The organism is Undibacterium sp. Ji49W, from assembly GCF_049340205.1.
In the GTDB taxonomy this organism is placed as follows: Bacteria; Pseudomonadota; Gammaproteobacteria; order Burkholderiales; family Burkholderiaceae_D; genus Undibacterium.
The window spans coordinates 169517-176509 of the sequence record NZ_JBMPOW010000016.1; the positions used below are offsets into that span (position 1 = coordinate 169517).

Consider the following 6993-nt stretch of genomic DNA (forward strand, 5'->3'; position numbering starts at 1 on the left):
TTCAAGCCTGGTGGCTACATGCGGCGGTATCCGCCGCCGGGGTCCATGCTCCGAGCTGGGCAAGCTTACTTGCGCGGTGGTCAAGCCACCAGCCGGCCTGCACATGCCAGTTGGCATAGGCTGCGTCAGGGTTGACTGCTCCAAGAGTCTGCTGTGCATGCAATGGAAAGTGCGGATCGCGCAGCGCCGCATGCCCAAGCGCGACCAGGTCGGCCTGGCCGGACGCGATGACAGATTCGGCCTGCCGCGGATCGACGATGATTCCTACTGCCATGGTGCCAATGTTTGCTTCACGACGGATCTGCGCAGCGAACGGCACTTGAAAGCCATAGCCATTGGGGTATTCGAAGACGCCGAAGCCACCGGACGAGCAATCGATGACGTCGACGCCGACCGCCTTCAGGGCCGCGGCAAAAGCAACGCTGTCGGCGATGGTCCAGCCGCTGCTACTGCCATCGACCGCAGACAAGCGCACGAACAGCGGCTTGTTCTGCGGCCAGACCTCACGCACCTCGCGGGCGATCTCGAGCGGCAGCCGGATGCGGTTCTCGAAGCTGCCGCCGTATTCATCGTTGCGATCGTTGGTCAGCGGTGACAGAAACGCGTTGAGCAGGAAGCCATGCGCATAGTGCAGTTCGAGCACATCGAAGCCCGCTTGCAAGGCGCGGCGTGCCGCAGCGACAAAGTCCGCACGTACCTCGGCGATACCTTGGGCATCAAGAGCTGTGGGCACCAGCCAGCCGTCAGCGACCGGGCGCGCGCTTGGTGACACTACCTGCCACGCGTGTTCACCGCGTGCCGCGTCAACCTCGTTCAGTGGACCGTTACCTTCAAAGGCTCTCTGTATGCTGGCTTTGGGTCCTGCATGGCCAATCTGGATACCCGGGGTCGCGCCATAGGCTTTGGCAAACTCGGTAATGCGTGCGAGGCCCGGTATATGGGCGTCATCCCACAGGCCCAGGTCGCCATGTGTGATCCGTCCTTCAGGCGAGACGGCCGTCGCCTCGACCATTAATAGGCCAAAGCCGCCAAGAGCGAAACGTCCGTAGTGGATGGCGTGGTAATCGCTGACGTAACCATCTTTCGCCGTGTACTGGCACATAGGGCTGAGGGCGTAGCGGTTGCGCAGGGTGACACTGCGCAATGTCAGGGGTTCAAAGATTCTGCTCATGGTTCTTTTCTCGAAAAATAGCTTGCATAGCCGGATTGATTTGTTAGATGTGGTCAGTATGCAGATCGGCGATAATGACGTAAATAGTCATAGGTGGAGATACAGTATGAACAAAAAAGTCATAATTGAACCTTCAAGCCGCGTGGAAGGTTTGGAAGGCGCAATCTCTACGCCTCCTCTGCATCTCCCAGGTCTGCTGACCTTTGAGGCCGCGGCCAGACATTTGAACTTCGCTCGCGCCGCCGCAGAAATAGGCGTCACGCCAACGGCGGTGTCACGCACGATCAAAAACGTCGAAGCTCAACTTAACGTGCGGTTGTTCAATCGCACCACACGCAGTGTCAGTCTGACCGAGGCTGGCGCGTCATTGAACACGGCATTGGCACCGGCACTTGCCTTGATCAAAAACTCCTTGTCACAAGCATTGCTCGCGACCGATCAACCTTCGGGTATGTTGCGCGTCAGTTCATCCTACGTTGCCTACCGTATCTTGATCAAGCCGCACATACAGTCGTTCCTGGAATATTTCCCGCTGATTAATGTCGAAATATCACTCGATAATCAACTGCGCGATATCGTCAACACCGGTTTTGATATCGGCATACGCATGGGGAGGAAACTGCAAAATGACATGATTTCCGTGCAGCTGGGAGCAGTTCAAAAAAGAATTGTGGTAGCGGCACCGGATTACTTCCGCGAGCGCAGTGAACCGCAAACGATGGCTGAACTGCTTAAGCACAACTGCATACGCCAGCGCTATTGCGTTGGGGGAAGATTATATGACTGGAAGTTCGAAGATCGCGGCCAGATGGTTCAAATCGATGTTCAAGGGCGCTTTATTTTTGACGAAATGCGATCCGTGGTAGATGCTGCAATACAAGGCCACGGCATCGCTTTCATATTAAAGGATTTTGCGAAGCAAGAGCTAGCAGACGGCAAGCTGCGGCAAATACTGAAGCAACACTGGGCACTGGACGACGCTTTTCATCTCTACTATCCTCATCGCGAGCACATGCCCGGGAAGCTGCGTGCATTCGTCGATTTCATGCGTACTGCTAATCCAAGCAAACCGTCTTTATTTTAAGTTTAGCAAACTCAATGCAGCAGCGCTGGATTTGACCAATTGGACCGACAGCGCGGAACAAGAATCAATCGTCCGTTACCCCTACATGTGCCGTGAAAACAGCTTCATCTGGATCTGAAAAAACTGGGATTTGAAGGGCCCTATGACCGGGTGGCAGCCTTCACCAGGAAGTGGAAGGTGGATCAAACTGACAGGGTCAATTCAGCTAGCAACCGCACAGCAAGCTCGCAAAAGCCCTCCCCCCCCCTCTGCTTCAACAGATACTCTTTAGTTTAGTCATCATCATTTTCTGAGCAGATACGTCCCCTGCATGGATTGCAGTCCATTCGCTTACCTGCTGCATTGCTCAGGCCCATTTCCGCGCTCTGATGGCTAAAGCAAAACGCGAAGCAGGCCCATCTTTCTCCATAAAGAAAAACGGCCCGGTTAACAATCTGACCGGGCCGTTCTTTTTTCCAAACACACTCTTTCCAAGGCTATTCTGTTCGTATCATCAGATACGCTTGACCGGATATAACCGGATAAACAAGGCCAGCAGCAATGGGACTGGCAATGCGCCCTGGCTACCCGGTAACAATGCCCTCTTACGCAATCAGATTGCCAATACTGATCGTACCAATCGTACCCGTCAATTGTACAAAGAAGTCAGTATCATCAAAATGGGTGACATCTGTACCGGTGTTCTGGACCAGATAAGTACCCGCTGCTGTACCTGTTTGTATCGTGATCAGGTAAGCCTGGTTTGTCTGGGTAAAAACGACAGCAAGGCCTGCAGCAATCGTGGTCAGGTAATTGCCCGTATCGGCATTACCGATGATGTAGGAACCCACACTCACCGCATTGACACCCGTCTTGAAGTAATCAGTACCTGTAGAGTTGAAATTGCCCACGATGTCGACCTGTGTCCTGTTCGACATATTGGCACCACTTTCTATCAGTGTTTCAGAACCGGCACCTGAGAACTGCAGGTTGATGGTATCCACACCCGTACCACCTGTAATGGTTGTCGAAGAAGAGCTGGAACCCAGCAGGTTCAGGGTCTGGCCGCCAGTACCCATGATAATGGTGTTGTCGCCCGTGCTCTTCGTATAGTTCAATGTCACGCCCGCACCATCCTGGTTGGTGATGCTGGTTGTACCTGTACTGCCCGCCACGCTAATGATTTCGACGTTGGCGATCTTGGTGCTGAAGTCCAGGTTCTGGACGCTGGTGGTGCCAACATTGAGAACGTCAATACCATTGCCGCCATCAATGGTGGTCAGGAAGTTGGCGATCTGGTTGGCCGTGAAATTGAAGACATCCGTACCGGTACCACCAATGACGCTGACAGCCACGTTGGCTGATGTGAAGTTGTTGGTGCCGTTGGCGAGGTTGTACTTTTCAACGGTACTAAAGGCTGTAACCGTACCAGCCGTCGTCAGGTTGATGGTTTCGACTCCTGATGCATTGACGGTACCGGTAAATTGCGCCATCTGCGCTGCAGTCATGGTGATGTTGGCATTATTGGTCACGGTCAGGTTTTCAAAGCCGGTGACAGTGGCATTACTGATATCTGGTATAGACGAGAAGAATGCCAGGCTGTCTGTACCAGTATTACCAGCAGTATAAGTGCCAAGGATGGTCACGCCATTCAGGGCCAGGCTATTATTGCCGTTGCCTAATGCCGCTGTACTGGAAACCGTGCCGTTGATCGTGATATTGTCGTTACCTGTACCACCAGTGTAATTAACACCAGCCGTCGCAGAGTTCATGTTGACGGTATTAGTACCGGTGGCGCTACCTTTGACAGTCGCCGTACCTGTCAGGGCATTGGCTGTCCAGGTAAATCCGCCCAGGGTAATGCCGCTGGCATCGACATTAATCAGCGAGGTACTGGTGGCTGGCATGGTCAGACCGGCATTGCCGCTGATATTGATGTTTTTGACCGAGTTACCGAGTATGGTCAGCGTGTCATTGAAAAGACCTGTCGGTGTGCCCTGGGTATCAACGGTGGTGATGTTGAAGGTCTCAACACCGGATGCAGTAATGCCGGTGGTGGCAAAGGCAACAGCAGAAGTGCTGCCGTCAGTCAGCGTCAAATTGACGATATCATTGACGCCGCCAGCAAAGGCCGCGTTGGAGATAGTAAAGGCCGTGCCCGTGCCATTCAGCGTGATGTTGCCATTGCTGGGCAGGTTGCTCAATGTCAGTCCGTTTGCGCCAGAGAAGGTGACGTCGCTATAGTTACCCAGGGTCTGCAAGTCTATGGTCTGATTGGTGACACTGGCGAGGCGCAATTTCTCAAAGCCGGTGACATTGCCAGCAAAAGTACCTGAGCCGGAGGCGACAGCTGCATAGGCGGCTGACAGCACGATGGTGTCGGTGCCCAGGCCGCCATTCACAACAATAGGCAGCAAGGCTGTATTGGGGATGAAGGTATCATCGCCAGAGCCGCCATTGATGGTGGTGAAGCCCGCAGACGTATTGTAGGTGATGGTATTGGTACCATTGGCCAGGTTAAGAACCTTGAGGTTACTGAGCGTGCCACCGGTCGAGCCATTGTTGATGGTGACTGTGCCAGCCGTAGTCAGTGTCAACACGTCAGTGTCTGCAGCATTACCAGCAATGGTTGTACCATTAAGGCCAGGGATGGTAGACATGAAGATGTCGTTGGCGCCTGCTGTGCCATTCAAGGTGCTGCCGGCGGTCACAGCAACCGCATTGGCAATACCAAAATCATTGGCAAAAATAGTACCCGTTGTACCACCCAGTTTGACGATGAAATCGCCAGTATCAACTGTACCTACACTGCCGCCAGTATTCTGGAATGCATAAATTCCCGCTGCGGTACCGCTGTTCACGGTGACGGTATAAGCCTGGCCTGTATTTGCCAGGCTCGCACCCGCTGCAGTTGCTGCTGTAGCAATGGCTGCGGCCAGACTGCTGCTGTCGGCATTGGCAATAGTCAGATTAAACAATGAAGTTGGCAAAACACCGGTAGCAAAAATGTCTGCGCCTGCCGCCTTGAAATTATTGATCGTATCAATGGCAGCGATGTTTGAGCCAAGCGCGATGACATCCGCACCAGTTGCAGTGGTAGACAAATTAATGATATCCGCACCAGAACCGCCAGTGATGGTCGTGCGCCCTGTGCCCGTGCCCAGGATATTGAGGGTCTGGCCACCTGAGCCGAGGGTGATGTTGTTGATGTCGTTAGCAGCAGACTTGGTGTAGTTCAGCGTTACGCCTGCGCCATTTTCATTTGTCACTGTCCAGGTTGGCGTCGTACCACCAGTGACGTTAATGACCTCTACACCACTGACTTTGGCAGACAGGTCGAGGGCCGCTGTCACAGCACCGACATTGAGGGTATCCGTACCTGCACCACCATTGATGGTTGCGGCAGCAGCGATGATGGCTGAGCTCGCAGTAATGGTGTCATTACCCGTGCCACCCGTTACAGAAACCAGACCGCTTGCTGCGGTGAAGGTGTTGCCGCCATTTGCCAGTACATAATTTTCTACATTGCTATTGCCAGTAATACTGCCGGTAGTCGTAATGTTGACAGTTTCTGTCCCTGCGGCAGTGAAGGTGGTAAAGCCAGCAAACTGTGCCGCTGTCATGGTTACAGACGCGTTATTATTGATATTGACGGATTCAAAACCACTGACATTGGCCGCGCTGATATTGCTGCCATTGAACAGGTACAAGGTATCAGATGTGCCAGAACCAGCCACAAAGGTGCCGGTATAGGTTTTGCCCTCCATGACCAGGGTATTGCTGCCCGCCCCCAGATTGACATTGCCAGCCAGCATGGAGTTGCCACTATTCGCCAGATCAACATAATCATTGCCTGAGCTGCCATTGATGGTGGTAATGCCAGAATTCGCTACTGAGAAGAAAACAACATTGGAAGCGGTACCATCCATCGTCAGTGTCTTGATATTGGTGATGGTATTACCACTACCAATATTCACCGTACCACCACCAGAGATGGTGATGGTGTCAGAGTCGCCATTGTTACCATTGACGGTAGTACCGACCAGCGACGCGACATTGCCGGTGAAATTTTCATTCAGGCCAGCTGTGCCATTGAATGTCCCGCCGGCAGTCAACGCAGTACCATTGGCTGCCTGACCACCGCCATTCGATGGGCTGGTGCCTATGGTTCCAGCAATTGCAGATGCACCACCGGAAACAATAATCGCATTGGAAGTCGTACTATTATTAACACCGCCACCCGTTGCATTCGAAGACGAAGTCACGTCATACACCAGCGTACCGCCAGTGATGGAAATAAACGACAGATCAATATTATTCGCACCCGCGATATCATCCACAATCGTCAGTTGATGTGGGCCTGCACCGCTGAAGGTCAATACCGGACCTGTCAGGTTCAATGCAGCACGGGCAGCTACCAGAGCAGCATATTGGCTGGCAGTGATAACAACAGCAGAGTTTGCTGTGATGTTTTCAACACCGGACAGTTGTGCACCCGCCAGGTTGATCGCACCGTAAGTAACCAGTGTATCGTTACCGTTACCCAGGTTGATGGTGTCTGTCACTACACGGGCCACTGCTGTTGCTGTGGATTGTGTATTGAGGTTCACGCCGTTTTCTGTCACGTTGTACGTACCGGCAACATAGTTACCCAGCAATACCACGCGGTCAGCACCTGCACCCAGGCTCAGGAAGTTGGCGCCACGGCCCAGTGTCACGTCCAGTGCAGATTGCGCTGTCAGTGCACCAGCATCGATGG

At 53.3% G+C, this 6993-nt stretch carries 3 protein-coding genes; 1 reads left to right on the plus strand and 2 read right to left on the minus strand.

Translation table 11 applies throughout. From position 1 onward, the window contains the following. Position 1: 1 nt before the first annotated feature. Positions 2-1171, minus strand: a complete 1170-nt coding sequence (locus tag ACO0LK_RS19745; RefSeq protein WP_422978032.1) for an NADH:flavin oxidoreductase/NADH oxidase — start codon at positions 1169-1171, stop codon at positions 2-4. A gap of 106 nt (positions 1172-1277) precedes the next feature. On the opposite strand from ACO0LK_RS19745, the gene ACO0LK_RS19750 reads away from it, so the two are divergent. Beyond that, on the plus strand, positions 1278-2255 hold the full coding sequence (locus tag ACO0LK_RS19750) for a LysR family transcriptional regulator (RefSeq protein WP_422978034.1): 978 nt from the start codon (positions 1278-1280) through the stop codon (positions 2253-2255). 584 nt (positions 2256-2839) lie between these two features. On the opposite strand, the gene ACO0LK_RS19755 is transcribed toward ACO0LK_RS19750, so the two are convergent. Continuing rightward, the coding region (locus ACO0LK_RS19755) for a beta strand repeat-containing protein (RefSeq protein ID WP_422978036.1) at positions 2840-6993 on the minus strand (4154 nt) is incomplete at its 5' end.

Coding starts and splice junctions, on each gene's coding strand:
- ACO0LK_RS19745 (WP_422978032.1), bottom strand. CDS start 1,171: ATGAGCAGAATCTTTGAACCCCTGACATTGCGCAGTGTCACCCTGCGC.
- ACO0LK_RS19750 (WP_422978034.1), top strand. CDS start 1,278: ATGAACAAAAAAGTCATAATTGAACCTTCAAGCCGCGTGGAAGGTTTG.